Source organism: Halobellus ordinarius (assembly GCF_031823395.1).
Taxonomy (GTDB): domain Archaea; phylum Halobacteriota; class Halobacteria; order Halobacteriales; family Haloferacaceae; genus Haloquadratum; species Haloquadratum ordinarius.
Window position 1 is genome coordinate 17,555 of the sequence record NZ_JAVQKJ010000015.1, and the last position, 25,757, is coordinate 43,311.

The window sequence follows — 25,757 nt, forward strand, 5'->3', positions numbered from 1 at the left end:
GCTTAGCCTCGCCTGATCTGCCCTTCTTCCTGTGAGGACTCTCCGGCTGTCTTGGCTTCCGGGACCTTCCCTGTCGGGCCTGCCCCCTCCGGAATCTCCTCGCCGCGGTAGATCTGCCCGCGGGCGGTCTCGTCGAGTTCCTCGGGGGTTCCCTCGAAGACTTTTATGCCGTCGCGGAGCCCAACGATGCGGCCGGCGTACTCCTCGGCGAGATCCACCTCGTGGATGTTGATCAACACGGGGATGTCGTCCTCGTTTGCGATTTCGGTCAGCAGATCCATCACCGCACGCGAGGTCTCGGGGTCGAGGCTGCTCGTCGGTTCGTCGACCAGCAGGATTTTCGGCCGCTGGAGGATGGCTCGGGCGATCCCGACGCGCTGGCGCTGCCCGCCGGAGAGTTCGTCGGCCCGGTTGTTCTCGTGGCCTTCGAGGCCGACGCGATCGAGGACCTCGTAGGCCCGCTCGATGTCCTCGCCCGCGAACTTCCGGCGGAAGGCGTCCCAGGTACTGACGTACCCGAGTCGGCCGGAGAGGACGTTCTCCATCACCGTCAGCCGCTCGATGAGGTTGTACTCCTGGAAGATCATCCCCATATCGCGGCGAGCCTTTCGTAGTTCCTTGCCGGAGAGTTCGGTTATTTCGAGGCCGTCCAGTTCGACGCTGCCGCCGGTGGGTTCGGTGAGTCGGTTGACACAGCGGATGAAGGTGCTTTTGCCGGCACCGCTGGGACCGATCATCGCGACGGTCTCGTTGCCCGTCACGTCGAGCGAGACGCCCTTCAGCGCCTCGTCCCCTGACGGATACGTCTTCTGTAGATCAGTGACTGAGAGCATACGTTACTGTAGTGTAGGTATGGTGGTTATGTTTTGCTAGAGAAAGGACCGGAGACTCTACCGGACTACCCCTCGAGGTTGCCCGTGTTGTACTCGACTTCGAGCGACTCCTGGATCTGGAGGATGATGTCCCAGACCGTCGCGTAGTCGATCTCGACCCAGGTGCCGCGGCCCTCGAACTCCTCCGCGATGGCGGTGTCCTGGTAGTCGTAATCGAGGAACGCCGCGCGGACTCCTTCCTGGATGTCCGGGTGGAGCGTGTTGACGTACGAGAACGCCGTCGTCGGGAACGGATCGGAGGCCCAGATGCACTTGAGCGCGGTCGGATCGATCTGATCGTCGCGGATGACGCGGGCGATACAGGTCGAACAGACCGGTGCGGCCTCGTAGTCCTCGTTGGCGACGCCGAGGGAGCTCTGCTGGTGGCCGCCGGAGTAGCTCACCGCGTAGTCCTCCTCGGGGACGACGCCCTGGTTCGCGAAGAGGGCCCGCGGGGCGAGATTCCCGGAGTTCGACGAGGGATCGGCGTGTGCGACGTTCTGTTTCGGCTCGCCCTTGAGGTCGTCGAGTTCGCCGATGTCGGGGTTGTCGACCTGCGTGATCAGCCAGAGCCGGTAGCCGAAGGAGCCGCCCTCGCCGTCGATCTGGACGCCGAACGGAACGGCATCCGCGATGTTCACCGCATAGGGAACCGCCCCCGTCGAGAAGCCGGCGAGGTGCAGCCGTTCGGAGCGCATCGCCTCGACCTGTGCCGCATAGGAGTCGAGCGACGCGTAGTTGACTTCCTTGCCGGTCTCCTCTGCGATGTTGTCCAAAAGCGGACGGAGCGTCTCCTCGTAGACGGTCGGGTCCTCCGTCGGCGTCAGCGAGAACTCGAGCGTGTCGGGGTTGAGCCACTCGCTCTCGTCGTCGGGCGTCTCCGCGACGGGCTGGCCGTAGCGCGGTTCGTCCCGCTGGTTCTCCTGCATCCGTTCGAGGTCCGCCATCGACCCGGTCTCGAAGCCGGCTTCCAGCAGCGTGTCGAGTGTCTGCGGGAACTCCGGGCTCGACGGGTCGAATTCGGGGTACGTGGACGGATCGGTGTGATCGGGCATATCGCTCCCGCTGGTGGTCGTGCTCCCGCCACTGTCGCCGCTGGTGGTCGTACTCCCACCACTGTCGCCGTCACCATCCCCGTCGCCGCCACCGCCGCCGCCGCTACAACCAGCGACGCCCGCGAGTGCGGCGGCTCCGATTCCACTGACAAACTTCCGTCTATCAACTTCTCGCATACATTCAAATCAATAGTGTATGACTTAATTCTTTGGACATACTCGATAGGCAGTGTTCAGATAATGGTCGGTGAGACAGTTGCGTCGTTCACAGCTTTGATGTATGATCGTTGTCCGCTTGCGAGGCGCCCCTTTCAGTTCCTCGGTGCTATGCGTCCGAGGAGTCGTTCTGCGCGTCGTACAGTCGGGCGAACGCCCGAGCGGGGAACCGGAATTCGACGCGACTCGGCGGGCGACCCTTCCCGGTGGTCTGTCTGTGCGGGACTCGCTGGACGATGCTGGCGTCCGCGAGTTGATAAAGGAAACGTTCGACGGTGTCCGCCGAAAGCGCTAGCGCGCCATCCGCCGCAATCGCCGCTGCCGCGGTCGTCACTGACTCGCGGTCCTCGGTGTCGATGTCGACAAGCGCCCGCAGCACGGCCTGTTTGTTCGCCGGCAGCGAGACGATCTTGCTGAGCGACACCGCGGGACGCGGAACCGCTTCGATCCCCGCGGTGATGTCTGCGATCCGGAGCCGCGTCCGCTCGTCGGCGGTCGCGATGTCTGTCGCACTCAGCAGTGCCGCCAGGGCGTCGTGGGCGTCGCCGTCGGCCCACTCGGCGATCATCTTCGCCCGCTCGTGGTCGATCCCCTCGCTCGGCAGTCCACCGTTGGCTCGCGTCATCAGGATATCGCGCAGCACGTGCTGCTGGTACGGCTCGATGCCGAATACCCGTGCGTCGTCTATTCCGACCGACGGGGTCGGTCGCTCTCGGCTCACGGTGAGACAGGCGAGGCCCGGCAGCGGTTTGACGGTCTGAAGCAGCCACTCGACCGTCTTCGTCCCGGATTCGCCGAGGTGGTCGACGGCGGCGACGATGCCGGTCTCCTCGTCTTCGAGGGCGGCCGTGAGCCGCTCGAGGATCCAGTCGGTGCCGACGCCCTGCCTCGGGACCGTCTCCGCGATCAGGCCGTCGAGCAGGTTTCGATACAGGGTAAACCGCGTGTTCGCCGCACGGCCGTCGATGTACACGAAGCGTGGGAGTCGGGTCTCCGCGACCCGCGTCGAGGTGTGAATCGTCGCGTTCGACCGGTGGGTCACGGCGCTCAGACGATCGAACAGCGCAGAGACGACTGCTGATTTCCCGGCACCTTTGGGGCCGTAGAGGTAGCTATCGGCCGGGAGTTCCCCGTCGAAGGCCGGATCGAGGAGGTCGAGAAGTCGCTCGACGACCGACCCGCGGGCGACGGGGTCGTTGATGTGTTCGACCGGACTGAGCCACTCGTCATCGATGGCTAGACGGCCGTCACTCCGGAGGCGCTGCCGACGTTCGATCCGAGCGTCGATGTCCATACTATGCTCGTTCCGTGCGGTTTGGTCCCCTGTCGTCGGCCGACACGACCCCGTATCGCAGTGTCGGACGCCGTATGATTGGAACTAACCGGGGTTCATCGTTTCGGGGCCGAAAGTCGACGCGTGACGGAGTGATCGACACGGGACCTTTACCGGTATTCGCTTATTGGACATAAAATTAATACGACTACGATAGTAGTTCACGGTATCTGATGGCGATGACCCGACCGCTGGCGATCGATATCGACGGGACGATGACGCGGCCCGACGGCGGCATCGACGAGCGACTGTTCGAACGGCTGCGCGCGTGGGACGCGCCGGTCGTCGTGGCGACCGGGAAAGCGTTCCCCTTTCCCGTCGCGCTGTGTACGTTCATCGACATCCCGGAGCGCGTGGTCGCCGAGAACGGCGGCGTCATCCTCGTGGACGGGGAACTCGCTGTGGAGGGAGACGCGGCCGCGGCCAGTCGCGTCGCCGAGCGACTCCGAAGCGACGGCTACCCCGGCGGCTGGCCGGAGCCGGATATGCACAACCGCTGGCGGGAGACCGAACTGTCCGTGACCCGGTCGGTGCCCCGGGAGTATCTCGACTCCGTCGCGGGCGAACACGGACAGACCATCGTCGATTCGGGTTACGCCTACCACGTCAAGTCACCCTCGGTGAACAAAGCCACCGGTCTCCGCCGCGCCTGCGACCTGCTGGACCTCCCGCCGGACGCGTTCGTCGCCGTCGGCGACTCCGCGAACGACGCCGAACTGTTCGAGGCGGTCGGCACCGCCTACGCGGTCGCAAACGCCGACGACACCGCCCTCGACCGCGCCGACGTCGTCACCGACGGCGCCTTCGCCGACGGCGTCATCGAGATGCTCGACGAACTGGAGGCGACGGAATGACCCCGACGCCCTCAGTCCGACGATGATCGACCGGCTCCGGCGCCCCGAATACACCGGTGAGAACCGCTGTTGGCCCTGTACGGTCGTGAATCTCGTGCTACTCTTTTTCGCCGTCGTCGCCACGGGTCGCAACCGACCCGGACTGGGGGCTGCCCTCGGTGCGGTCGGTGGCCTCCTGATCTGGGTCCGCGGGTACGTCGTCCCGTACACCCCGCGGTTTGCACCCCGTCTCGTCGCCGCACTCCCCGGTGATCGCTTCGGCCACGACACGCCCTCGGATACCCTCGGCGACCTGGATCCCGACGAGGGCGACGGGGAGGCGATCCTGCGGTCTCTGGTCGCTGCCGACGTCGTCGTCGCCACCGAGGACCGGCTCGCGCCGACAGACGAGTTTGCAACCGCGTGGCGGGAGCGGATGGAGCATCTCGGGGACGCACCCGACGAACGGCTCGCCGAGGTCGCACGCGAGGCCAGCGAGGCGATCACGTCGGCGCGGATCGAGGACACCGGCTCGGAGACGTTTCTCGTCGTCTCCGGCGACGACGGGGCGAGTTGGCTCCGGCGGCCGGTCGCCATCGCGGAGGTCGCCGCCCTCCAGGCGCTCGGCGAGACCGGCTTTCCCGCGGCGGATCGCGAACTGGGGGCCCACGCGGTCTGTGCGTTCCTCGAAACGTGTCCGGCCTGCGGCGACGACGTCGCCGAAGCGTCCCTCGATGACTGCTGCGGGCATACCGTTCCCGACGCTGGCACCGATCCGCCGCAGGTACTCGCCTGCGAAACTTGCGGTGTCGCGTTCTACCAGTTCGAGTGACCGTCCCGGGGGAGGCCGTCGGGGAACTGACAGTTACCGTTACGGTCTCGTCCCCCGCTCACAGCAGATCGAAGACGTGGATCGGCCACTCCTCCTCGTACGACAGGTCGAAGTCCGGATCGATGTCGACCGACTCGGGATCGCAGACTCGGAGTTCGACGCGGTCGCCGATGGCGACCTCCTCGAGGGACGCGTCGACGCGACCTGTCAGCCGAGCAGAGGAGTCGAGTTCGACCACCGCGACGGTGATCGGCGCCAGGTGCTCGAACGCTGAGGGGGGTCGGTTGACCGCGGTGTACGAGACCACCTCACCGGTCCGGGGCTGTTCCGAGAGGGTGACTGCCCGACTGCCGCAGCCGTAACAGGCGGGGCGGGGGGGCAGCATCTGCGTCTCACACTCCGTACAGCGGGCGGCTACCAGCCGGCCTTCGGCCAACGCGTCGAAGAAGCCGGGGAGCGTGAACGGCGAATCGGCGGTGATGTCGTCCGGTCCGAGCGGTCCCGTCGTCGTGGAATCGGTGTCTGTCATCGGTGAATCACTCTCGTCGGTCATTCTGCGGTCAGAACGGTGGCCACGGTATGGGCGTCCGCGACGCCACCTTCGTTGATGAGCAACGCGGTGTCGGCGTCGGCCACCTGCCGGTCACCGGCCCGTCCGGTGAGCTGTTCGTAGGCTTCGACCGCCTGCAACAGCCCGGTCGCTCCGATCGGGTGCCCGCGGGCCTTCAGGCCGCCGCTGGTGTTGATCTGGACGTCAGTCCAGCCCGCCGACCGGTCCCCGGGATCTTCGACAGTCTCGATGCCGCGACCCTTGGGGGCGAACTCGGCGGCCTCGGCCAGCAGTGCCTCACAGACAGTGAAGGCGTCGTGAACTTCCGCGACGTCGATATCCGCGGCGCCCACGCCGGCGTCCTCGTAGGCGGTCGAGGCAGCGACGTTCGCCCCCTCGACGAACGTCAGGTCGCGCTCCGCGACGGCGAGGTTGTTGGCCGCCGAGCCGACGCCGGCCACGCGGATCGCGTCGGAGCGGCGCTGTAGATCGGCCGCCACCTCGTCGTTCGCGACGACGACGGCCGCGGCACCGTCGGTGACCGGCGCACAGTCGTACAGTTTCAGCGGGGGAGCGACCTCGGGAGCGTCCATAACGGTCTCGATGTCGACCGCCTCCTGGAACATCGCCCGTGGGTTTTCCGCCGCGTTCCGGTGGTTCTTCACGGCGATCCGGCCCAGATCCCGTTCCGTCGCGTCGGTCTCGTGGAGGTATCGCCGCGCGAGCAGGGCGTACGTGGCGGGCGCGGTGATCCCGGACCGCTGTTCGAGGGCCCGCTCGAAGGCGGCACCGAGCGCGTTCGTGGCGCCCTCGGTCCCGCCGGCGGTCATCTTCTCGACGCCACAGGCCAGTACTGCGTCGTGGACGCCCGCCCGGACGTCCCGGACGGCGTTCTTGAGCGCGAGCGCGCCAGCGGCCGCACACGCCTCGACACGCTCTGCGGGGACGTTCCGCAGGCCGGCCCACTCGGCCATGAGTGTTCCCTGCATAATCTGATTCTCGTACCGTTCGGACTGGGCGCCGACGTACAGCCCGTCGACGACGTCGGCCGGATCGGGCAACTCCTCGAACGCCTCGGCCAGTGCGCTCGAGAACAGGTCGCGGCCGGGCAGGTCTGTCTTGCCCAGCGGCGAGGACCCGACCGCGATAAGGTGCGCTGTGGACATCCTCTATGGATCGCCAACTGGTGGGCTTAATTGTTTGGTCGCGGAGCCTGGCCCCGCCCGCACCCGGGCCCGGACGGGACCGGAACTCGCCGGATCTGGGCGACGGTCACACGTCTCGCCGGGTCCTGCTGGGCGACGGTCACACGTCTCGCCGGGTCCTGCTGGGCGACGATCGCACGTCCCGCCGGGTCCTGCTGGGCGACGATCGCACGTCCCGCCGGATCTGGGCGACGCTCACACGTTCGACTCCGTCGGTGAGAAAGAACTTTACGTTTCACCGTTACCCCTTGGGATAGTATGCATCGACCGATGACGACGCTCGATTTCCTCGACAGGGGAGTCGACGTCTACGGCGACGCCGTCGGCGTGATCGCCCACGACGGCACCGAGTACACCTACGCCGAGTTCGGCGAGCGGGTCGACCGCGCGGCGGCGGCGCTTTCGGATCTCGGCATCGAGAAGGGCGACCGCGTCGCGCTGCTCTCACCGAACACACACTGGTTTCTGGAGACGCTATACGCGATCAACGTCCTCGGGGCCATCTCGGTCCCGCTCAACTACCGGCTCATCACCGAGGACTACGAGTACATCCTCGACGACTGCGGGGCCCAGGCGGTCGTCGCCGACCACGAGTACGCCGAGAAGGTCGAGGCGATCCGCGACCGGGTCCCCGCCACGGCGTTCGTCGCCAATCCGGCAGACCGCGTCGACGGTGACTGGCACGATTACGAGTCGCTCCTTGCGGAGGCAGACCCCGGCGAGGTCGAGCGCCCCGACATCGACGAGGACGACCCCGCGACGATCAACTACACGAGCGGGACGACCGGCGACCCGAAGGGCGTGGTCCGGACCCACCGCACGGAACACTGGCACGCGCTGATCACCACCCACCACACCGAGATCATAGACGACGACGCCTACCTCTGGACGCTCCCGATGTTCCACGTCAACGGGTGGGGCTATCCCTATATCATCACCGGCGTCGGCGGGACGCACGTCTGCCAGCGCCACTTCGACGCCGCGGGCGCCTTCGAGCGCATCCACGCTCACGACGTGACCTACCTCTGTGGCGCGCCGACGGTCCTCGATCGGATGGTCGACCACTACCAGGCCCACGACGTCGCGGCGACCGGTGACAAGCCGGTCAGGATCGCGACCGCGGCCAGCCCGCCGCCGGAGGCCACCATCCGCACCGTCGAGGACGAACTCGGCTGGAACATCTTGCACGTCTACGGGCTGACCGAGACCGGCCCGCTGATCACGACGAGCAACTCGCCGCGCCGGATCGAAAGCGAGGGCCGCTTCGCGATCAAGACCCGCCAGGGCCACGCGATGCTCGGGACCGAACTGCGCGTCGTCGACGAGGACGGCGCGGACGTCCCTCGCGACGACGAGACGATGGGCGAGATTATCGTCCGCGGCAACCAGGTGATGGATCGGTACTGGAACAAGCCCGAGCGGACCCGCGAGGCCTTCTCCGGCCGGGTCGACGGGTGGTTCCACACCGGCGACTTCGCCACGATCGACGAACGCGAGATGGTCGCGATCAAGGACCGCAAGAAGGACGTCATCATCAGCGGCGGCGAGAACATCTCCAGCGTCGAGGTCGAGGACGCTCTCTACGACCACCCCGACATCGAGCGCGTCGCCGTGATCGGCGTCCCCCACGAGAAGTGGGGCGAGACGCCCAAGGCGATCGTCGTGCCCGCTGCCGGCGCCGACCTCACCGAGGAGGGTGTCATCGAATTCGCCCGCGACAACCTCGCGCACTTCAAGTGCCCGACCGTCGTCGAGTTCGTCGACGACCTCCCCGAGACCTCCACGGGCAAGATCCGCAAGGTCGAACTTCGGGAATCTCACGGCGACGCCGTCGAGTGACTCCGTCCTTCAGGGGTAGTCCTCGGCGACCTCGATCGGTCGGGAGTATGATACGCCGTCGACGCGCGTTCGTTCGACGAGCGGACTCACACCTACGACGAGCGCGTCGCTGGTAAATGGGTCTACGCCGTCCGTTGACTTTGCTCCGTTCAGGAACAGAACGGACCCGACGGGGTACACTCGGCGGCGCTGAATAATTGGTGATTCAGCGCGCGGGTGTCCAACGGCTGTGCCTTCGGGCGGTTCGAGATCGAACTATGAAACTCGAACCGATCGACCCCGACACGGCCTTCGAGCTGTACATCGCAGAGAAAGAAACATCGGTCGCGGACGCGACGCTGGCCGCTCACAGATCGCGGTTAGGGTTCCTGCTTGAGTGGTGTGAGGAACGCGACATAGAGAACCTGAACAATCTGACCGGCCGGAGGCTCCAGGAGTTCAGACTCTGGCGACGGAACGCCGGCGACCTCACGAAGGTGAGCGAGAAGACGCAGATGGATACGCTCCGCGTCTTCGTCAAGTCGCTGGAGTCCATCGACGCCGTGGAGCAGGACCTCCACAAGAAGGTCCGCTCTCCGGATGTCACACCCGAAGAGAACAGCCGCGACGTGATGCTTGACGCCGACGAGGCCGAAGCGATGCTGACGTACCTCAGGCGGTACGAGTACGCCTCGCTCCGGCACGTGACCGCGACGCTCCTCTGGCATACGATGCTGCGGATGGGATCCATCCGGGCGCTTGATCTCGAAGACTACGACCCGGAGGAGCAATCGCTGACGCTTCGGCACCAGCCCGACACCGACACGCCGCTCAAAAACAAGCGCCAGGGAGAGCGCATCATCGCCGTCTCAAACGATGTCTGCCTCGTGCTTGACGACTGGGTCCGTGAGAAGCGCCCCGAGGTGACCGACGACTACGGCCGGCAGCCACTTCTCTCGACGACTCACGGGCGGGTTGGCAGGACTACGATACGGAACTACTGCTATCAGATAACTCGACCGTGTAAGTACGGACAGGAATGCCCACACGACCGTAATGAAAGCGACTGCGAGGCCGCAGGATTGGATTCTCCCTCGGAGTGCCCATCAAGCGTCAGCCCCCATCCGTTCCGTCGTGGGGCGATCACACACTTCCTACAGAGTGACGTGCCCGAGACGGCGGTCAGCGATCGGGCAAACGTAACGAAGGATGTCATCGATCAGCACTACGACCAGCGATCGGACAAGGAGAAGATGGAACAACGGAGGGGACATCTGGACAAAGTTTAGCAACTACTTGCTTGTAGAGTCGGCTTGCTAACTTCTTTTCCCAGGGTACGAGTTATAATATAGGTCCGTAGGTGTCGTAGAACACTTCGCAAGATGTTATTTTCCCAGATTCACGAGCGAATCATCCACTAGACAGCACCTGCGAATTGAATGACTATGCCACCGACACCTATACCAGTATGAAAAAAGTATGAATAGATATGCCTGAATACAAACGGAAAGTCGGAGATCGGGGGCAGGTGACGATTCCGAAGGAACTGCGGGACCGTCGTGGCATCGAAGGCGGTGACGAAGTTGAATTCGTCGAAGTGAATGACGAGATCATACTCAAACCGCCGACAGATGAGGAACGGCTTGCTGAAGGATATCGAAAGAGAGCCGAGCGGTCTCGTGAGTTGGCTGAAGAAATGGAAGAAGCATCCTCAGAAGCAACCGGGCATCTCGGTGACGCGCCCGGTTGGAGCGAGTGATTTCTGGAGTCAATTGTGCAGGTACGCCGCGGCGACATTGTCATCGTTGAACTGAATCCTACGAAAGGCAGTGAGCAGCAAGGAAAGAGCCGGCCCTGTGTTGTCATCCAGAACGATGTTGGGAATCAGTACTCACCGACAACCATCATCGCTCCATTCACAAAGCAATACACGTCTGGAGACACGTACCCGTTCGAGGTAGAAGTACTGGCTTCGGATACTGCCCTCGATCACGATTCAGTGGCAGATCTAAGTCAAATCCGGGTTGTCGACATCGACGAACGTGTAACAAAGAACATTGGATCTGTCCCGTCATCAGACATGGTAAAAATCGACTCGGCAATCAAAGATAGCCTCGGCATTTGAGCGAAAAGTTCCGGCAGTGTCTAGTCTGTACTAAGCGATACTACTCACTGGTATGAGTGTGTGAGTGGTTCTATACTGTTCTAATAGATGTACCCATTCCGATAACAGACGCTCGATACTCAGGTGTACGACGAACCACCGCCCTCGATGTCGCAAAGCACCTCTTGACGCTGCTGCATCTTGTCCTCCTTCGATCGAACGTCGTAGTGCTGGTCGATGATGGCCGGCGAGACGTTACACCGATCACTAACAATCTCGACCGGAACACCGGCCCGGAGCAACTGCGTGATGTATCCCCGGCGGATCGGATGGGGCGTCACGCTCGACGGGCATCGGGCAGCCCGAGCTTCATCGTTTGCTGCCTCGCAGTCGTTCGGGTCACGGTCGTGTGGACACTCCCGTCCGATCATACACGGCCGCGACCACCGGTAGACGTAGGCACGGATGGTTGAGGTCCCGACGCGGCCCCGCTGCGTCGCCAAGAGTGGCTTTCGACCGTAGTCATCGACGACATCCGGCCGCCGTTGATCGAGATAGTCGTCGATCACATCACACGCTGCTTTGCTGATCGCGACCCGACGCTCTCCCGGCTCCTTGTTCTTGATCGGTGTCTCCGACTCCGGTCGGTGATGAATTTCGAGGTGGGGCGTCTCCGCATCTGCCTGATAGTCCTTGACGTCGAGTGCACGCGCTCCGCCGAGGCGTACACCCGTCTCCGTCAGGACCACCCAACAGACGTGCTCCGTCGTGGCGTACTCGTAGCGTTCGAGGTATGCAAGCACTTCCTGCGCCCGATCCGCGCTGAGGACCGTATCCCGCGCGTTCTCACCGTCGTCCAAGTTTGGCGATTCCACCTTGCGATACAGATCCGACTGGACGGCGTCGATCGTCTCACACCACCCGATGAAAACCCGAAGCGAGTCCATCTGCGTCTTCTCACTGACGGCGTTCAGGTCTTCCCGTCGCCATACACGGAACTCGTGTAGGTCGCGCGCAGAGAGTTGATCGAGGCTATCGATGTCTTGGTCCACACACCAGTCCACGAAGAAGCCGATCCGAGAGCGGTGGGCGTCGACGGTCGCCTGTTGGCAGTCGCGGGCCTTGTCATCGAGGTAGAGTTCCAACGCCCGGTCCGGAGAAGCCGGTTCGAGAGATTCGGTCCTCTGGGCAAGCACCGCCTCTAAGCGCGCCTCCAGACTGTCGGGATCCGCTACGGTTGGAACGTCGTTAGACACGATTATTCCAACCCGTTGAGCATTTCATCGATGAACTCATCCGGTGGGTCTTCGGTTGTACCGTGGTCCGACTTATTCGGGCCCTGGAGAGCGGACGATTCGAGTGCTCGAAGGTCGCGGGGATTCCGGTCAATGTGCTCTTCGATGACCGTCTCAAGGTACGCTGATACCGTGACATTACACTCCTCGGCGGCAAGCGTGAGCCTGTCCTTCGAGGTCGTATCGATACGAGCTGCGACCGATTCTGTGGGAGTTCTCACGTCACGAGTTCTGGCTGGAGTCACACATATAGGCTGGGCGAAAATTGGGGTTGGTGGCTTGATATCCACCAACTTTCTGGAACTGAGGATACTAACCGGACTCGATCTGATCGATATAGAAATCAATCGACCAGCTCTGGTGATAGATTTGGATTCAGTTACCAACTCTAGTGAATGCGTGTCAAGTGATTCTCCAATTCACGTTCAGGAGTGGCCTATTATATCGAATCGCTACACAGCACAGTGATATTGGGCCCAAAATCGATACAGGGACTTCGACCTATCGCGATAGTTCCCCCAATCCGCGGAGGTTCTGTGTGTGATCTGTCCTTGCGCGACATCTCCGCGTGAAGTTGCTCAGTTATCCAGTCAAATAGCGTAACAGCCGGATTCTGCACCGGTATCAGAATGATAGTGAACCCAGATGGATAGTGAGGATGCGACGTAACAAGCTGTTACTAGCGTATCTGTTGGATCTCGATATTCAATACGACTGCTGATCTACTCGGATCTTCCTTCGGGTTTCGACAGATCGATACGATCAGCAGAACTAACACGACATTCGGAGTGGCATACCCTGTGGAAACCAGTGAGGGCCTTCGACATAACCAGTCCGTGGCGGGGCCGTTGGAGGTAACGATCCGTTACATCGATACTGATCCGGTATCTCCCCGGGATGTTGAACTCATTGCAACAGACGCCGAGGGAGTGGAGTTACAGCTCGTAATCTGGACGAAGCACGGTGTTACGGCTGATTGGGATGTTGGTACCACGTATGCGATCACGGGCGGGCGAGCCAAGAGATATATCGACGCCTCGGGTCCCGAATTACGCATCCACAGCAACGCGGATTTTGCTATTGAGCGGGTTACAGGCCCTTCAGACCCGTTACGACTCCTCATCATCGGCGATACGCACGTCGGGTACCGACATCGGCCTTCAGGCACGAAACCGCCGTGGGCCGGGGAGATCGACAACAGACAGACGTTGAGCCAGTGCCTTACCCGTGCCCGAGATGTTGATGTCGCCGCTGTCGTCCACGCTGGCGACGTGTTTGACCACGGGATAACCCCTGAAGATAGAGATCACGTTCGCAAAGAGATCCGACGAACCCACGACGCGGGGATCCCGGTATATTTCATCCACGGGAACCACGACAATGAGGCAGGTAACAGGACGTTACGCCGAGGTCCTGGAGTCCATCTTGGTGGTGAGACTGTAGTACTCGGGGATGGCGACGTACGGATTTCGGGACTCGATTACGGGGCTGGAGAGTTCTCAAGCCCGCCGCCGGAGAATGTCGCCGACGAGGAGGTGTCCGGATCGGTCCTCGTTCTACACGATACGCCGTACCCGGCGGTCAACGAGAACGGATCCCCGATCCATCGAAACGATCCAAATCACTTGGACCTCCGGAAGTTCCTCGACTCCGCTGATGAATGGTTAGACTTGATCGTCTCGGGGCATCTGCACGTGGGGAGTCGTGGATCGATAGTGGGCTACGAGACCCCCCTACTCGTTACAGGCCCAACCGCGGAAATCAGCAAGTCGACGCAGGAGAACGATCCCTCGACGTGGTTGGTGACGATTGTGAACGGAGAGGTTCAAATCGAGCGGCAGGGTCTGGCGTAATCCAAAATAGAACTGGGGGAGGGGGGTGCGTCCGGCAAGACGGCTGGGATATGGGGCATCCACGTAGTGAGCCTACTGCACCGATGAAACCGTTCAGCAGTCAGTTGGATCCAAGCGCAGAAAGACGCGGTTCGAACTCTTCTTGAAACTCGTCCATAGCATCCACTCCCCATTCGACCAGGTACTCTCGCTGGTCGGCTGTTAGTTCGGTGATCGTCCCGTCGATATCTTCCGGCCGCTTGATTCGGCAGGCCTGCTTCTGAGGCAAACGCTCCCACTCCAACTCAACGCCCAAATTCTCCTCAATCTGCGTCTGTTCTCGTTTCAATGCCTCAAATATCTCCTCGTTGCGTTCCTTATTCGACGTTGAAATATAGAGTTCGACGGAAAACTCCGGCCCCTGATGGAATACTCACCCGAATCTAACCCCTGAAATTCCAGCACTGAACGTCAGATAGTTTCGAGGCCCGGGCTTGAGTTTGTACCAGTTTGGACGCCTCCGGGAGTATGCGTCGACCATCTCGGCGAAGAACTGTCGGTAGCTTTGTTCGGAGTCGGTAAGAGATTCGTCACTAACCTCTCGTTCCCATTCGTTGGGCTCAACGACGACTTCGAACTCGAAACCACGCTCCTCGGATCCCTCGATACTCACGACGCGGGGTTTAATCGCGAAGAACTTCGCACCTTTCGGTCCGGTTTCGTTCAACCATTCGAGCACGCTCCGGTGCTCCGGTCGGAACTCCTCAGCAAGCCACATCGTGAATCCGGCATTCTTCCCGGACGAGTACGTCAGGAGTTTACCCAGGTGATCGTGGTCCGTCTTATCGTATTGATTCTCGATAACGACGGTCTCACCCGTGTTCATCTCCCGTGCAACGATATCAGCTGAGAAGTCGCCAACGGCTTCCTCTGCCCGTGCATCCTCGATCTCTATCCCCAACTCCGACGCTAACAGGTCGATGTTCTCCGTCAACCACCTCGTGAAGTCCCGCTCCTCGTTTTCCCACACCGAACGGAGGTTATGCTCTCGGATTCGCGAAACGTTCCAGTCCATAGACACGCTTTCCGGGGAGTTTAGATAAAACGTCGTGGACTGTTGGTTCCCTGAGCGTAGTCGTTGAGGATCGTTGCCGGACGCACCCCCCTCCCCGGGGCGATTGACCTACAGACAACGAATACGATCACCGTTCCATCCGTCGCGACGATTCTGAGCTCTCTGTCCCTCGTTGTTACGGACTTCAATTCACATCCGCTACCTCCATAGGATGCTGGACGCACCCCCCTCCGTCCCCATCCTCCAGCCAACGTATGATATTGCCTCAAAGAAGCCAACGACGAATTTCTGGACGCTACCCCGTCTATTAGACAAGAAGATATGTAGGACGCAGGGGCTTTATATATAAACACGTAAAATCGAGAGGGTATGAAGGCGTTCGGCGACGAAGACACGATCTTTGAGGATATGGACATCCTCAATCCGAACGAGCAAACGTACCAGCCCGAGTCGCTGCCGGAACGCGAGGTCGAACTTGACCAGATCCACTCCGCTCTCCGCCCGGCGACGATGGGGTCGACACCTCTCAATCTGATCGTGTATGGTCAATCCGGTCAGGGGAAGACAGTCGGGATTCGTCTCAAGACAAACCAACTGCAGGAGTACGCCAACGACTCGGATATGGACCTCACCGTCGTTCACATCCGCTGTAAGGGTATGGACGGCTCATATCACGTCTGACACACCTCGTCAAGCGACTCCGTGAGACGCGGCTTGGCCCCGGTGAGGAGCTCCCGAGCGGTCACCAGCGGAAGACCCTTCTCAATATGGTGATCGAAAACCTGGAGAAGGTCGATGGGACGGTTATTGTCGTCCTTGACGAGATCGACGCCATCGGCAACGACGACTACATCCTCTATGAACTTCCGCGATCGAATCCGGACGGCGTCCGTCTCTCGTTGATCGGAATTACGAACGACCTCCAATTCCGGGAGAATCTTGATGTCGATGTCCGGTCGAGTCTCGGCGAGGATGAAGTCCGATTTGAGCCGTACGACGCCAATCAACTCCGCGATATACTCGCACGACGCGCTGTCGGTGCTCTCCGTGACACCTACTTTGCGGACGATGTCGAAGACTACCAGCATCTCCGAAGCGAGATCCTGAGTGACGACACGATCCCGCTCGCCGCTGCGTTGGGCGCACAGGACACAGGCGATGCCCGCGAAGCCATCCGGCTACTGTTCCGTGCGACTCGATTCGCCGACGATAGGGGAGAAACAACGGTCACTGAAGAGCACGTACGCGAAGCGCGGGACTTCCTTGAAACGAAGGCCATCGAATCGGGAATCCAGACGCTCCCGAACCAGCGGATGCTCGCGCTGATGGCAGTCACGTATCATCAGATACACGACGACATTCCGGCGACAACGACACCCATCTATACCCAATACAAAAATTTCTGCGAGTATGTGGATGTGAACGTCCTCTCGAATCGTCGGTTCCGTGACCGTCTCAACGACCTCGCTGATACGAACGTGCTCAACAAGCGGCAGGGTAGAGGCCGAGGCGACGAGAACCAGTACTCGCTCGCAGTCGATCTTGATACAGTACTCGAAAATCTCCCAAAGGAATCCGAGCGTCTTGGAGATGTGGCAACAGTCCTCCGAGAACAGAGTAGTAAGACGGATAAATAATTAGCGTCAACTCGACTATAACGGCTCAAGCTTCGAACGAGGGTCGTGTTTAGTTAAGCACTAGAGTAATATTCAACGTAGAAGAGCTGCAACGTCGATAATTACCAGGAAAACTGGGTTTCTGGTTACGGTTAGTAACTTACCAACGTCAAACTCCGAACGGAACGCAGACGTGTGAGACTATTCGAAACCTCACGAATCAGGCCCTACCCAAAATAATTACTCACGGTATTAACTAAACACGACCCATAATATAGGGGTTGATTTATATATATACCCGTCCGCAGTCCGTTGAATTCGCCCTGCCAGAAAATCTGACGGACCCGACGGGCGCTGATTCGACTGTCGAACGAATCGACCTTTCAGGCGTGAGGCGGTCGAATTCGGCCGCTTCAAAACCGGCATTTCTAACAAGTTACTTAGTAGTCTGTACCATCCGTGCGAGATACAGGGCGGACATCTCGCGTCTGGCCTCCCCGGCTCAGCGGGAGTTGGCTCGTTCTGTATGGAGAACTCACTTCCAATCGTGCTCCTCGATACCCTCGTAGTGTTTCAGGCGACTATCGATCTCCCACGCTTCCCAGCCACACTCGTGGTAGAGGACATCGGCGAGTTTGTCGAAGCGGCTCTTGTTGAGTTCGATACCGCGGTTTCCGCGGTAGGTGATGTAGGGTTCGCGGCGAAGGTCGGCGTAGACATCTCGCGCAGTAGGATAGTCGCCGTCGATCGCTGAGAGATTGAGGAGTGCCTCCTCCGTGATCGGTGTGCCCCACTTGTGTTTCGCTATCATCGTCGCCAAGAGGGCACATTTCACCGACGGCTTCTCCATAGCGGAGGGATGAATCTACTCTTACATAAAGTCTGTTAATGACGGTTAACGGTAGTGGAAACACTTATACACACACAGATGGTATCTCTGTGTATGAGTAGTATGGAACAGGCGGACGACCGCGGAGCAAAGAAGGAGCTCCGGAAGGAGCACCCGAGCGGGTGGCTGTACCTCACGCAGCACGATGCGATCCCGATTCTCGTAGACGCGCTGCTCGATCTCCCGCCGAACCGCGAGTTCAACAAGACCGAACTCGCAGAACACGCTGGCGTCACGCGCCAGACCGTTGGCAACTACACCGACCTCTTGATTCAGGTCGAACTCATCGAGGAAGTTCCGAACACGTCACCGCGTCGGTACCGGGTCGCGGACAGTAACGTCGTCCGAGAGCTCTTTGAGCTAAACAGCGCGCTCAACAGCGTCGGCGAGTAGCAGTTGTCCACGAGGATTCGCCAAGTATCCTGAGGGGCACGCTGGTCAGTCCACTACGAAATTCAAGGATCTGTTGAGATTCTCAGCAGGTGATACCGTCAGACGCGGCCCCGGTCCATACAGGAAACTCACTGATCGCTCAGTACAGGGGTCAAACGTAGCGGCTGGAAGTGGTGTTACTCTGCTGTGATAGACTGACAGTCTGCTTCGAGTCGAATCTCTGGTGTCCCGTCTTGAGCGTTCTCAATATACACCTCGATACCTGCCTCATTCGCGTCATCACACGGGAGTTCTGACTGCTCGAAGCCCGGCCAGTCACGCTCAAATCGAGTTCCATCAACAGTTATGACAATGGTTTCGGGATCGGTCGATGCTGGAAACGTTGCGTTCTCGTTCGCTTCGTTGCTCTCCGAGAGCGCATATTCGTTCTCGAAGACCGTCGTTCCATTCTGGTCTGTAATCGTGATAGTAACGTTGTGCGTCTCGTCGCGGTCGCCGAGATACACTTTCACCCAATGGGGGTCGGACTCTCTCCCACTCGAATTCAGTGTAGTACAGCCGCTGGCGGCGAGCAGGGCAGCGCTCAAACCCGCAAGAAATCCACGCCGATTCAGGGAGGGCATTCAACGAAGCAGATACAATCCGTCGTTTGTTAAACCTCACTAAGAGTGCTATATATAGACAAGCCGTCCGTCGAACGGAGATGTCTCTAAAACAGGGCCTTGAGATTTCCAGCGTTTTTTGCCACCTGCCACAAAGCGTGACATATGAAACGGCGCCCGTTACTCGGTTTTAGCGGTCTGGCACTAACCGTCCCTCTTGTTGGCTCTGCTTCGATAGGAGGAACAACGGCGGAATCAGAGTTTACGTTCACAAAGACGGGCGGGATACCCGTTGAAGTACGCAAAAGCGAGTTCGCTCGCTCGTACCCCGGGCAAGAGCCCTTTGCTGAAGTTGTTCTCGGTGAGAACTCGAGAACCCCCGACAATTTGCATGGAGTGGAGAAGTAAATTACAACTACGGGTTAGTGATGGCAAAGCACACCGACGTTGATGGTGTCGGTGATTTCATCATCGAGCGGCGTTTCGCCCAGGATATCCCTGGTGCAGCGTTCCAGAATATTCCACGACGAATCCAGCAATACCAAGATAGCCAACACACAGTCAATACTTGGGAAGATCCCGATCACTATGTTTCAGCTCTGGAGACAATGGTCAAAAACAACGAGCTGAATGCAAACCACTGTCCATTCTGTAAGTCGTTATATGAAGAATATCAACGAGTTAGAGCAGATCCAGATCGGACAGATCTCTATGCAGGGTTCGTGAAACAGATGAGAATGAATCACTATATGTACTCTGTCCTTCAAGATGAATTCCCATCGATGGCTTCAGCCTCAGATGCCAAGCAGTTTGATCCTCAGGGATATACCGAGATCACCTAAAAAGCCAGATACATCATTACGAAACGTTACCCTTGGTTCTCTGAGGAGTCGTTCTCAGAGTTCCCAGATAGTGAATTCGCAACACCCTTCTGTAAAGTACTACTCTCTGCGTGAGGGAGTTCCTCAGGGTCAACCGAATCGTTGTGACTTAATTTTACACCGTCACCACGACTCCAGTATGGATAGAATCATCACACACGTTCATATTTCAATATAAATCCTTAAACCGAAAGATTATGTAGTCTCACCGTAATTTATATCCTGGTGAATCGCACGATAGCGTCGACCCGCGTTCGTTCGTCGAACGGACTCACATCCGCGACGAGCGCGTCGCTTATAAATGGGTCAACGCCGTCTGTTGACTTTGCTCCGTTCAGAAACCGAACGGACCCGACGGGATTTGGAACCACGGTCGCTCACTCTGTTCGCTCCCTGATTCAAATCCCGCGGCTGTCGCTGATTCGTTCTCCACTTCGTTCCGAACAGAATCAGCGGACCCGACGGGATTTGAACCCGCGACATCCTGGTCCGGAACCAGGGACTCTGTCCACTGAGCTACGGGCCCTCGAAAACGGGTAGACTGGCCGACGATAAAACGGTTGTGAACGCGGGAGCGAGAGAAAATCGAGCCCTGAACGACAATCGGCCGTCTCAGGGCGCCTCGCCCGTCTCGATGGTGAAGTCCGAGCGGGGGTAGGCGACGCAGGTGAGCGTGTAGCCCTCGTCGAGTTCGCCGTCGTCGAGCATCTGCTGATTGTCGTGGACGACGTAGTCCTCGGAGTTGCCGCCGGAGGTGATCTGTCCGGCACAGGAGACACACTGGCCCTGTCGGCAGGCATAGGGGAGGTCCCAGCCCTCCTCTTCGCCCTGTTCGAGGATAGTCTCGTTGTTCGCGAGTTCGATCGTCTCGCCCTGCTTTGCGAACTCGACCTCGAAGTACTCGATCTCGTCTTCGGGGATGTCGGCGGGACTCCCCTCGTCGCTGTCCTCGCCTTCTTCGAGTTCTGCGCCCTCTTCACCGCCGCCGACGGCGCCCGCGGGGACGGCGCCGCCGCCGCCGATGGATCGGTTCATCGGTTCCGGGAAGTCCGTCTCCGGGACGGCGCTGGCCCGCTTTTCGAGCACCTCCTGTGAGATATCTCCGGTGGGGTTCCACCCGGTGCCACGGGCGTAGTGAAGCGACACCGCGAGGAGCGTCAGGATCACCCCGAGACCCAGCCCCGCGAAGTTGATTTCGACCATATCGGCGCTATGGAGTCGGGGGTTAAGGAAATTGTGATTGGCGGGCCGGGCGACGAGCGCTGTGGTTGCCCCGCCGTATTCGACCAGTTCCGCAGCGACCGCGGGCTACTGGCGCTGTACCTCGTGCCGGCCGAACCCGTAGCGAAGCCGGTTCGCCAGTCGGCGGGCGAAGCGGCCGTCCTCGGCCCGACTGCCGAACCGTTCGGCGAGGGCCTGATAGATGAGCGGAACCGGGACCTCCTGTTCGAGCGCCTCCTGGACCGTCCAGGTGCCGGTCGATCCGCCCGCGACATAGTCGGCAACGTCGCCGAGATCGTTGCCTTCCTCGCGGAACGCCTCCTCGCAGAGTTCAAGCAGCCACGATCGGATGACAGCGCCGTTGTTCCACGTCCGCGCCACCGACTCTAGATCGAGATCGTAGCGGCCGTTCGCGAGCAGTTCGAACCCCTCGCCGTAGGCCTGCATCAGCGCGTACTCGACGCCGTTGTGGACCATCTTCACGTAGTGGCCCGCGCCCCTCGGGCCCATCCGATCGTGGCCTTCCGGGCCCGTGGCGACGGCATCGAAGACGGGCGACAGTTCCTCGTAGGCCCACTCGGGGCCGCCGATCATCAAGGAGAATCCGAGTTCCGCGCCCGCAGGGCCGCCGGAGGTACCACAGTCGAGGTACGCCGCCGGGGTCGACTCCGCCCGGCGGACGGACGCCTCGAAGTGGGAGTTGCCGCCGTCGACGACGATGTCGTCGCCATCGAGATGTGGTTCTAGCTCGTCGAGCGTCGCGTCGACGGCGTCGCCCGCGGGCACCATCAGCCAGATCCGCTTCTCGTCGCCGAGCCGATCCGCGAGATCGGCGAGGTCCTCGGCGGGCGTCGCACCCGTGTCGGCGGCGGTCGCGACCGCCTCCGCGTCCAGGTCGAACGCCACCACGTCGTGTCCCGCGGCCGTCACGCGGTCGACGACGATCTGTCCCATCCGGCCGAGTCCGACGACACCCAGTTGCATACCACCGCATCGGTGACCGGAGGAAGTAGTGATTGTGGTTCGGCGGCGCACCGGGCAGCGCGCGTAAGCTACTTTCGCCGCGGGCCGCGAGAACAGGCTATGGACGAACGCATCCGGGAGCACGCCGAGACGCTTGTCGACTGGAGCGCGCGAGTCGAGGCCGGCGACGACGTGGTCGTCCGCGTCGCGGAGGGCGCACACGACCTCGCGGTCGCCGTCGCAGAGGTCCTCGGTGAGCGCGGCGCCACCGTCGTTACCACCTACGACTCCGCGGAGGTCTCGCGGGCGTATCTCCGAGCCTACGGCAATGGGGGCGTCGATAGCGACGACAGCGACGGCGACGACAGCGACGATAGCGAAGGCGGCGACGGCGGTGAGGGCGGCGACGGCGACGATATCCAGACGCCGGCACACGAACTCGCGCTCTACGAGCGTGCCGACGTGGTCCTCTCGCTCGGGGGCGGCCGCAACACCTTCGCGACGGCCGACGTCCCGGGCGAGACACGCCAGGCCGCCGCGCGGGCAAATCAGCCAGTTCGGGAGGCGCGCCTCGCGACAGACTGGGTATCGACGGTCCATCCGACCAGATCGCTCGCCCAGCAGGCTGGGATGTCCGTCGAGGCATACCGGGATTTCGTCTACGACGCCGTCCTCCGCGACTGGGAGTCGCTGGCCGAGGAGATGGGGCAGTTGAAGGAGATCCTCGACGCCGGCAGCGAGGTCCGGCTGGTTAGCGAAGACACCGACCTGCGGCTGTCGATCGAGGGGCGGATCGCGGTCAACTCCGCGGCGTCGGTGGCATACGACTCGCATAACCTCCCCTCCGGCGAGGTGTTCACTGCGCCGTTCGATACGGAGGGAGAGGTCTCTTTCGACGTGCCGATGACCATCTCCGGAGCGCGCGTCCGCGACGTCCACCTCGAGTTCGAGGACGGCCGCGTCGTCGACTACAGCGCCGCTGCAGGCGAGGAGACCCTCGGAGACATCCTCGACACCGACGAGGGCTCCCGACGGCTGGGCGAACTCGGGATCGGGATGAACCGCGGCATCGATCGGATTACCGACAACATCCTCTTCGACGAGAAGATGGGCGATACCGTCCACCTGGCGCTCGGGCGCGCATACGACGCCTGTCTCCCCGAGGGCGAGTCGGGCAACGACTCCGCGGTCCACGTCGACCTGATTACGGACGTGAGCGAGCGGTCGCGGCTCGAAGTCGACAGCGAGGTGATCCAGCGGAACGGACGGTTCCGGTGGGAGACGGGATTCGAATCTTGAGCCGAGACGGGAGTCGCTGATGCCGTTCGTCCACTGAAATACCCGGGTTCGGCGGGAGTCGCTTTCGACGTGCTTTTTATCGGCGGCCGTCTCCTCCCCTCTATGGCTGAATTCAAGGTCGTCGTCTCCGACGAGACCGGACGCACGGAACAGTTCGAGGTCGACGGACAGGACGCGAATCGATTCCTCGGCCGCGATCTCGGCGACGAGGTCGACGGCGGCGCCGTCGGTCTCGACGGGGAGACGCTCGAACTCACGGGCGGCTCCGACAACGCCGGCCGGCCGATGCGCGCCGACGTCTCAGGCGGAGATCTGAAGGAACTACTCCTAGAGGGCGGCGTCGGCTACGAGCCGTCCCGCGATGGCGAGCGCAAGCGCGTCACTGTCCGCGGGCGAACGATCACCGAGGAGACAGCACAGGTCAACGCCGCAATCGTCGACGGGGGGACGCTCGGCGACGACGAGGAAGCCGACGCGGACGACGACGAAGTGGAGGCCGACGAAGACGAGGCCGACGACGAAGAGTAAGCCGTGGCCGAACGCGTCCCGAGCGACCACGACTCGGTGACGAACTACCGGGCGAAACTCGCCCGGAGCGGCGGCACGAGACGCCCCTGTCTTCGCCTTCCTGAGGACGTCGACCTCGCGGAAGACGACGTCATCCGCCTGTTGCTCGACGGGACGACTACCACCCACGCCCGTGTCGCTACCGACGCCAGCGGACTGCTTCTCCGGGGCGCCTACGACAACGAGCGGCTGGCCAGAACGCCTCGCGATGGGGAGAACCGACTCGTCGAGTGGTGTGACGACCACGACCTCGGTCCGGACGATGCCGTCGAACTCGACGCACTCGATCCTGGATTCTGTTACGGCCTGCGCAGCCCTGGCGCCCGGCTCGTCTACGATGTCCCCGCCCGCCCGGATCAGTCGCTGCGCGACATCGCCTCGTCGCTCCGTGACGGAGCGGAGTGACGGTCGCACTCTCCGGGGGGACCGCGGTGGCCAACTGTGAGATAGCCGATCGCGAGTGAGTAAGTCTTAGGACGGCTCGGCCGCTGTTTCGGGTATGAGTTCGGTTCCCGAACGGGAGGAGATAGACGCCGACGACCGGTGGGATCTCACGAGTATCTACGAGGACGACGACGCCTGGCAGGCCGCCTACGAGGCCGTCGACGAGCGCATCGACGACCTCCGCGAATACGAGGGCCGCGTGACCGAAAGCGCCGAGACGCTGCTGGAACTGCTGGAACTCCGCGAGGACATCCTCCGCGAGGTGTCGAAGGTTGCCAGCTACGCGAACCTTCGGAGCGCCGAAGATACCCGAAATCAGGAGTACCAGGCGTTGAAGGCGAAAGCCGAGTCGCTCTCGTCGGCGGCGCAGTCGGCGACAAGCTTTCTGGAACCGGAACTGCAGGAACTCGAGAAGACGGACGTCGAAGTGTTCATCGACGCGGAACCCGCTCTGGCCGAGTACGGCCACTACTTCGACGACGTCCTGCGGATGAAGCCCCACACTCGCTCGGCGGAGGTCGAAGAGGTGCTCGCCGATCTGGGCGAGGTCGCCGGGGGTGCCTCGGACATCTACGGGATGCTCTCGAACGCCGATATGACGTTTCCGACCGTCGAACGGCCCGACGGCGAGGACGTCGAGATCACGCAGGGGAACTTCACGAAACTCCAGAAACACCCCGACCGGGCGTTCCGGCGGGAGGTCTACGAGGAGTTCTACGACGAGTGGGCGGACGTCCGCAACGCCGTCGGGACGTCGTTGAAGACCAGCGTCAAGAAGGACGTGAAGTACGCCCGTGCGCGGAACTACGAGACCGCGCGGGCGGCCGCACTCGACGGGCCGAACGTGCCGGTCGAGGTGTACGACACGCTCGTCGACGCCGTCCGCGACAACCTCGGGAGCCTCCACCGGCACGCCGAACTGAAGCGGGAGGCGCTCGACGTCGACGACCTCCGGATGTGGGACCTGTATATGTCGCTGACGGGCGACGAGGGACCGGACATCCCCTACGAGCAGGCGACGGAGTTCATCGTCGACGCACTCGAACCGCTCGGTGAGGACTACCAGAACCGGGTCGAAGCCGGTCTGGACTCCCGGTGGGTCGACGTCTACGAGAACCGCGGGAAGCGCTCGGGCGCCTTCTCGGCGGGCACCTACGACACCCAGCCGTTCATCCTGCTGAACTACCAGGACGACATCGCCTCGATGTTCACGCTGGCGCACGAACTCGGCCACTCGCTGCACTCCGAACTCGCGAAGGAGGCCCAGCCCTGGCACTACGCCGATTACACCATCTTCGTCGCGGAGGTCGCCTCGACGGTCAACGAGACGCTCCTGACCCACCACCTCCTCGACACCGTCGAGGACGACGAACTCCGGATGCACGTCCTCGACGAGTACCTCGAACGGTTCCGGTCGACGCTCTACCGCCAGACGATGTTCGCGGACTTCGAGCTACGGATCCACGAGATCGCCGAGGCCGACGGCGCGCTCACGCCAGACCGCTTCGACGAGGCGTACCGCGACCTGAAAGCGGAGTTCTACGAACCGGCCGAACTCGACGATCAGATCGCCCGGGAGTGGATGCGGATCCCCCACTTCTACTACAACTACTACGTCTACCAGTACGCGACGGGAATCTCCGCGGCCGTCGCCATCGTCGAGCGGATCCTCGAGGAGGGTGAAGACGCCGCGGCAGCCTATCGGGAGGCGCTGTCGCTGGGCGGGTCGGCGTATCCCATCGAGGTGCTGGGAACCGCCGGCGTCGATATGGCGTCGCCGGAGCCGATCGAGTCGGCGCTGTCGGTCTACGACGAGTATCTCGACCGGATGGCGGCGTTGCTCGCGGCGCAGTAGCGTCGGT

Annotated in this window: 25 protein-coding genes, 1 tRNA gene and 2 pseudogenes; 14 read left to right on the forward strand and 14 right to left on the reverse strand. The window is 61.5% G+C overall.

What is annotated here, in order from left to right:
- Positions 1-2 precede the first annotated feature (2 nt).
- The 3 genes from phnC to RJT48_RS18365 all read right to left on the reverse strand — a co-directional run bounded on the left by phnC (position 3) and on the right by RJT48_RS18365 (position 3,437).
- The gene (gene phnC, locus RJT48_RS18355) at positions 3-833 is read right to left on the reverse strand and encodes a phosphonate ABC transporter ATP-binding protein (protein ID WP_311173810.1); all 831 of its coding nucleotides are present in this window, start codon (positions 831-833) and stop codon (positions 3-5) included.
- A 65-nt stretch (positions 834-898) separates the two neighbouring features.
- A complete protein-coding gene (phnD, locus tag RJT48_RS18360; protein WP_311173811.1) occupies positions 899-2,104 on the reverse strand; it encodes a phosphate/phosphite/phosphonate ABC transporter substrate-binding protein in 1,206 nt (401 codons plus the stop codon).
- Positions 2,105-2,252: 148 nt separating this feature from the next.
- On the reverse strand, positions 2,253-3,437 hold the full coding sequence (locus RJT48_RS18365) for a Cdc6/Cdc18 family protein (RefSeq protein ID WP_311173812.1): 1,185 nt from the start codon (positions 3,435-3,437) through the stop codon (positions 2,253-2,255).
- Between the two features lie 212 nt (positions 3,438-3,649).
- Here RJT48_RS18365 and RJT48_RS18370 point away from each other — a divergent pair, with 212 nt between their 5' ends.
- On the forward strand, positions 3,650-4,330 hold the full coding sequence (locus RJT48_RS18370) for a phosphoglycolate phosphatase (RefSeq protein ID WP_311173813.1): 681 nt from the start codon (positions 3,650-3,652) through the stop codon (positions 4,328-4,330).
- A 22-nt stretch (positions 4,331-4,352) separates the two neighbouring features.
- Positions 4,353-5,141 carry a DUF8054 domain-containing protein gene (locus RJT48_RS18375; protein ID WP_311173814.1) on the forward strand — a complete coding sequence of 263 codons (789 nt, stop codon included), beginning with the start codon at positions 4,353-4,355 and terminating at the stop codon, positions 5,139-5,141.
- Positions 5,142-5,199: 58 nt separating this feature from the next.
- Here the strand turns inward: RJT48_RS18375 and RJT48_RS18380 are convergent, their stop codons facing one another.
- Both RJT48_RS18380 and RJT48_RS18385 read right to left on the reverse strand, forming a co-directional pair.
- The gene (locus tag RJT48_RS18380) at positions 5,200-5,694 is read right to left on the reverse strand and encodes a Zn-ribbon domain-containing OB-fold protein (protein WP_311173815.1); all 495 of its coding nucleotides are present in this window, start codon (positions 5,692-5,694) and stop codon (positions 5,200-5,202) included.
- Positions 5,691-6,857, reverse strand: a complete 1,167-nt coding sequence (locus tag RJT48_RS18385; protein WP_311173816.1) for a thiolase C-terminal domain-containing protein — start codon at positions 6,855-6,857, stop codon at positions 5,691-5,693. Before RJT48_RS18385 ends, RJT48_RS18380 begins: the two co-directional genes overlap by 4 nt.
- 297 nt (positions 6,858-7,154) lie before the next feature.
- On the opposite strand from RJT48_RS18385, the gene RJT48_RS18390 reads away from it, so the two are divergent.
- From RJT48_RS18390 to RJT48_RS18405, 4 genes are all read left to right on the forward strand, one after another.
- Entirely contained in the window at positions 7,155-8,735 is a 1,581-nt protein-coding gene (locus RJT48_RS18390; RefSeq protein ID WP_311173817.1) for a long-chain-fatty-acid--CoA ligase, read from the forward strand.
- Positions 8,736-8,992: 257 nt separating this feature from the next.
- On the forward strand, positions 8,993-10,003 hold the full coding sequence (locus RJT48_RS18395) for a tyrosine-type recombinase/integrase (protein WP_311173818.1): 1,011 nt from the start codon (positions 8,993-8,995) through the stop codon (positions 10,001-10,003).
- Between the two features lie 200 nt (positions 10,004-10,203).
- Positions 10,204-10,473: an AbrB/MazE/SpoVT family DNA-binding domain-containing protein gene (locus tag RJT48_RS18400; protein WP_311173819.1), complete on the forward strand. Its 270-nt coding sequence runs from the start codon at positions 10,204-10,206 to the stop codon at positions 10,471-10,473.
- Between the two features lie 15 nt (positions 10,474-10,488).
- On the forward strand, positions 10,489-10,839 hold the full coding sequence (locus RJT48_RS18405) for a type II toxin-antitoxin system PemK/MazF family toxin (RefSeq protein ID WP_311173820.1): 351 nt from the start codon (positions 10,489-10,491) through the stop codon (positions 10,837-10,839).
- Between the two features lie 119 nt (positions 10,840-10,958).
- Here the strand turns inward: RJT48_RS18405 and RJT48_RS18410 are convergent, their stop codons facing one another.
- Together RJT48_RS18410 and RJT48_RS18415 are read right to left on the reverse strand one after the other, a co-directional pair.
- Positions 10,959-12,074: a tyrosine-type recombinase/integrase gene (locus RJT48_RS18410; protein ID WP_311173821.1), complete on the reverse strand. Its 1,116-nt coding sequence runs from the start codon at positions 12,072-12,074 to the stop codon at positions 10,959-10,961.
- Between the two features lie 2 nt (positions 12,075-12,076).
- Complete coding sequence (locus RJT48_RS18415; RefSeq protein WP_311173822.1) at positions 12,077-12,358, reverse strand: hypothetical protein; 282 nt, start codon at positions 12,356-12,358, stop codon at positions 12,077-12,079.
- A 555-nt stretch (positions 12,359-12,913) separates the two neighbouring features.
- Between RJT48_RS18415 and RJT48_RS18420 the strand changes: the two genes are divergently transcribed.
- Entirely contained in the window at positions 12,914-13,966 is a 1,053-nt protein-coding gene (locus tag RJT48_RS18420) for a metallophosphoesterase family protein (RefSeq protein ID WP_311173823.1), read from the forward strand.
- A 100-nt stretch (positions 13,967-14,066) separates the two neighbouring features.
- Here RJT48_RS18420 and RJT48_RS18425 read toward each other — a convergent pair.
- A pseudogene (locus RJT48_RS18425) lies at positions 14,067-14,348 on the reverse strand (DUF4268 domain-containing protein); the annotation flags it as partial.
- Between the two features lie 30 nt (positions 14,349-14,378).
- Complete coding sequence (locus tag RJT48_RS18430; RefSeq protein WP_311173824.1) at positions 14,379-15,020, reverse strand: hypothetical protein; 642 nt, start codon at positions 15,018-15,020, stop codon at positions 14,379-14,381.
- A 369-nt stretch (positions 15,021-15,389) separates the two neighbouring features.
- Here RJT48_RS18430 and RJT48_RS18440 point away from each other — a divergent pair.
- A pseudogene (locus RJT48_RS18440) lies at positions 15,390-16,657 on the forward strand (Cdc6/Cdc18 family protein).
- 514 nt (positions 16,658-17,171) lie between these two features.
- Here RJT48_RS18440 and RJT48_RS18445 read toward each other — a convergent pair.
- Entirely contained in the window at positions 17,172-17,486 is a 315-nt protein-coding gene (locus RJT48_RS18445) for a hypothetical protein (protein WP_017343654.1), read from the reverse strand.
- A gap of 93 nt (positions 17,487-17,579) precedes the next feature.
- On the opposite strand from RJT48_RS18445, the gene RJT48_RS18450 reads away from it, so the two are divergent.
- Complete coding sequence (locus RJT48_RS18450) at positions 17,580-17,918, forward strand: hypothetical protein (protein WP_311173827.1); 339 nt, start codon at positions 17,580-17,582, stop codon at positions 17,916-17,918.
- Between the two features lie 176 nt (positions 17,919-18,094).
- Here the strand turns inward: RJT48_RS18450 and RJT48_RS18455 are convergent, their stop codons facing one another.
- Positions 18,095-18,505, reverse strand: a complete 411-nt coding sequence (locus RJT48_RS18455; RefSeq protein WP_311173828.1) for a hypothetical protein — start codon at positions 18,503-18,505, stop codon at positions 18,095-18,097.
- A 443-nt stretch (positions 18,506-18,948) separates the two neighbouring features.
- Here RJT48_RS18455 and RJT48_RS18460 point away from each other — a divergent pair, with 443 nt between their 5' ends.
- Positions 18,949-19,362, forward strand: a complete 414-nt coding sequence (locus RJT48_RS18460; protein WP_311173829.1) for a hypothetical protein — start codon at positions 18,949-18,951, stop codon at positions 19,360-19,362.
- A 492-nt stretch (positions 19,363-19,854) separates the two neighbouring features.
- On the opposite strand, the gene RJT48_RS18465 is transcribed toward RJT48_RS18460, so the two are convergent.
- The 3 genes from RJT48_RS18465 to gnd form a co-directional block, all read right to left on the reverse strand.
- Positions 19,855-19,927 (reverse strand) — tRNA-Arg (locus RJT48_RS18465).
- Positions 19,928-20,013: 86 nt separating this feature from the next.
- Positions 20,014-20,604, reverse strand: a complete 591-nt coding sequence (locus tag RJT48_RS18470; RefSeq protein ID WP_311173830.1) for a 2Fe-2S iron-sulfur cluster-binding protein — start codon at positions 20,602-20,604, stop codon at positions 20,014-20,016.
- 105 nt (positions 20,605-20,709) lie between these two features.
- Positions 20,710-21,606 carry a phosphogluconate dehydrogenase (NAD(+)-dependent, decarboxylating) gene (gene gnd / locus RJT48_RS18475; protein WP_311173831.1) on the reverse strand — a complete coding sequence of 299 codons (897 nt, stop codon included), beginning with the start codon at positions 21,604-21,606 and terminating at the stop codon, positions 20,710-20,712.
- Between the two features lie 99 nt (positions 21,607-21,705).
- On the opposite strand from gnd, the gene RJT48_RS18480 reads away from it, so the two are divergent.
- The 4 genes from RJT48_RS18480 (at position 21,706) to pepF (ending at position 25,750) form a co-directional block, all read left to right on the forward strand.
- Positions 21,706-22,884 carry an aminopeptidase gene (locus RJT48_RS18480; protein ID WP_311173832.1) on the forward strand — a complete coding sequence of 393 codons (1,179 nt, stop codon included), beginning with the start codon at positions 21,706-21,708 and terminating at the stop codon, positions 22,882-22,884.
- 102 nt (positions 22,885-22,986) lie between these two features.
- Positions 22,987-23,412, forward strand: coding sequence for a 30S ribosomal protein S6e (locus RJT48_RS18485; RefSeq protein WP_311173833.1), 426 nt, complete (start codon positions 22,987-22,989; stop codon positions 23,410-23,412).
- Between the two features lie 3 nt (positions 23,413-23,415).
- The gene (locus RJT48_RS18490) at positions 23,416-23,856 is read left to right on the forward strand and encodes a DUF7112 family protein (RefSeq protein WP_311173834.1); all 441 of its coding nucleotides are present in this window, start codon (positions 23,416-23,418) and stop codon (positions 23,854-23,856) included.
- A gap of 94 nt (positions 23,857-23,950) precedes the next feature.
- On the forward strand, positions 23,951-25,750 hold the full coding sequence (gene pepF / locus RJT48_RS18495) for an oligoendopeptidase F (RefSeq protein ID WP_311173835.1): 1,800 nt from the start codon (positions 23,951-23,953) through the stop codon (positions 25,748-25,750).
- Positions 25,751-25,757: the final 7 nt, after the last annotated feature.

What these genes read in the sequence shown, in the direction of transcription:
- phnC (WP_311173810.1), bottom strand. Translation starts at nt 833, where the DNA reads ATGCTCTCAGTCACTGATCTACAGAAGACGTATCCGTCAGGGGACGAG.
- phnD (WP_311173811.1), bottom strand. Translation starts at nt 2,104, where the DNA reads ATGCGAGAAGTTGATAGACGGAAGTTTGTCAGTGGAATCGGAGCCGCC.
- RJT48_RS18365 (WP_311173812.1), bottom strand. Translation starts at nt 3,437, where the DNA reads ATGGACATCGACGCTCGGATCGAACGTCGGCAGCGCCTCCGGAGTGAC.
- RJT48_RS18370 (WP_311173813.1), top strand. Translation starts at nt 3,650, where the DNA reads ATGGCGATGACCCGACCGCTGGCGATCGATATCGACGGGACGATGACG.
- RJT48_RS18375 (WP_311173814.1), top strand. Translation starts at nt 4,353, where the DNA reads ATGATCGACCGGCTCCGGCGCCCCGAATACACCGGTGAGAACCGCTGT.
- RJT48_RS18380 (WP_311173815.1), bottom strand. Translation starts at nt 5,694, where the DNA reads ATGACCGACGAGAGTGATTCACCGATGACAGACACCGATTCCACGACG.
- RJT48_RS18385 (WP_311173816.1), bottom strand. Translation starts at nt 6,857, where the DNA reads ATGTCCACAGCGCACCTTATCGCGGTCGGGTCCTCGCCGCTGGGCAAG.
- RJT48_RS18390 (WP_311173817.1), top strand. Translation starts at nt 7,155, where the DNA reads ATGCATCGACCGATGACGACGCTCGATTTCCTCGACAGGGGAGTCGAC.
- RJT48_RS18395 (WP_311173818.1), top strand. Translation starts at nt 8,993, where the DNA reads ATGAAACTCGAACCGATCGACCCCGACACGGCCTTCGAGCTGTACATC.
- RJT48_RS18400 (WP_311173819.1), top strand. Translation starts at nt 10,204, where the DNA reads ATGCCTGAATACAAACGGAAAGTCGGAGATCGGGGGCAGGTGACGATT.
- RJT48_RS18430 (WP_311173824.1), bottom strand. Translation starts at nt 15,020, where the DNA reads ATGGACTGGAACGTTTCGCGAATCCGAGAGCATAACCTCCGTTCGGTG.
- RJT48_RS18445 (WP_017343654.1), bottom strand. Translation starts at nt 17,486, where the DNA reads ATGGAGAAGCCGTCGGTGAAATGTGCCCTCTTGGCGACGATGATAGCG.
- RJT48_RS18450 (WP_311173827.1), top strand. Translation starts at nt 17,580, where the DNA reads ATGAGTAGTATGGAACAGGCGGACGACCGCGGAGCAAAGAAGGAGCTC.
- RJT48_RS18460 (WP_311173829.1), top strand. Translation starts at nt 18,949, where the DNA reads ATGGCAAAGCACACCGACGTTGATGGTGTCGGTGATTTCATCATCGAG.
- RJT48_RS18470 (WP_311173830.1), bottom strand. Translation starts at nt 20,604, where the DNA reads ATGGTCGAAATCAACTTCGCGGGGCTGGGTCTCGGGGTGATCCTGACG.
- gnd (WP_311173831.1), bottom strand. Translation starts at nt 21,606, where the DNA reads ATGCAACTGGGTGTCGTCGGACTCGGCCGGATGGGACAGATCGTCGTC.
- RJT48_RS18480 (WP_311173832.1), top strand. Translation starts at nt 21,706, where the DNA reads ATGGACGAACGCATCCGGGAGCACGCCGAGACGCTTGTCGACTGGAGC.
- RJT48_RS18485 (WP_311173833.1), top strand. Translation starts at nt 22,987, where the DNA reads ATGGCTGAATTCAAGGTCGTCGTCTCCGACGAGACCGGACGCACGGAA.
- pepF (WP_311173835.1), top strand. Translation starts at nt 23,951, where the DNA reads ATGAGTTCGGTTCCCGAACGGGAGGAGATAGACGCCGACGACCGGTGG.